Source organism: Stenotrophomonas sp. 05L44_2 (assembly GCF_056665995.1).
The window spans coordinates 1-1140 of record NZ_JBFTNR010000991.1 but is presented as its reverse complement, the minus strand read 5'-3'; the positions used below and the strand labels follow the sequence as shown (position 1 = coordinate 1140).

The window sequence follows — 1140 nt, the reverse complement described above, 5'->3', positions numbered from 1 at the left end:
CCTGAGAACATCGCGCGGTTGCCGGCCAGCGGCCGGCACTACCACGGGCCGGTGGATCCACGCCATGCGTGGATGGAGAGGTGCCGACCAAGGCCGGCACCCACCAGGGCAAGGTCAGAACTTCGCGTTGAGCGAGATCCAGTAGCTGCGGCGCTGGTCCTTGGTGGCGTAGTCGTCCACGCAGTTGTAKTCGCTGKSGCTGRTCARCASGCACGACTGYGASACGAAGTYCTTGTCGAACAGGTTGTTGACCCGCGCRTTGACCGTCAGCCACTGCGTGGCCTTCCAGCTGCCACCGAGGTGGAAGAGGGTGTAGTCCTCGTAGTAGCGGGTATGACTGGCGCCGGCGGCATCAAGGATCGTGTCGCGGTAGCGGTCGTAGCGGCCTTCGCCGATCAGCGACAGGCTGATGGCATCGTTGAGCTGCCAGTTGAGGCTGGCGTTGGCCATGTGCTTGGCCGGCATGGTGCCGGTGATCGGCAGGCCCTTGCCGGAACCGGCGGTCTGCTCGCTCTTGGTCCAGGTGTAGTTGCCGCGCAGCTGCAGGGTGTCCAGCAGGTCGACGTGGCCGGCCAGTTCTGCGCCACGTGTCTCGGCCTTGTCGATGTTCACGCTCTGGGTGAAGGTGCTGTAGCCCAGCGACGCCCAGCCCGGGCCGATGTCCACGCAGTAGCCACTGCCGGCCGGCGCGACTTCACAGTTGGGGAACGTGCCGCCGCTGGCGATCTTGTCTTCGAACTTGTTGATGAAACCGGTGACGTTGAAGCCCCAGCGCTGGCCCTCGTAATAGGCGGCCAGCTCGTAGTTGGTGCTGGTTTCCGGCTTCAGGTTCGGCGAGCCCACCAGCGGCAGCACGCCCTGGCCACCAAAGCCGGTGATGCCGGGGAACAGCTGGTCCGGACGCGGGGTCTTGTAGCCGGTGCTGACGCCACCCTTGAAGGTCCAGGCATCGGTGGCATTCCAGACCAGGTAGCCGCGCGGGCTGAGGTGGCTGCCGAAGATGTTGTGGTTGTCGTAGCGCAGGCCGAAGGTGGCGGTCAGGGTGTCGGTCAGCGACCAGTTGTCCTCGGCGAACAGCGCCCACATGCGGTGCTTCTGTTTGGTGTTGCTGCGGTAGCCGGCACCGTCCATGCCGAACAC

At 65.0% G+C, this 1140-nt stretch carries 1 protein-coding gene; it reads right to left on the bottom strand.

Going from position 1 to position 1140, the window contains the following annotated elements:
• Positions 1-114: 114 nt before the first annotated feature.
• Positions 115-1140, bottom strand: a 1026-nt coding sequence (locus AC1VAN_RS22565; RefSeq protein ID WP_480986830.1) for a TonB-dependent receptor domain-containing protein, incomplete at its 5' end; no start/stop codon positions are given.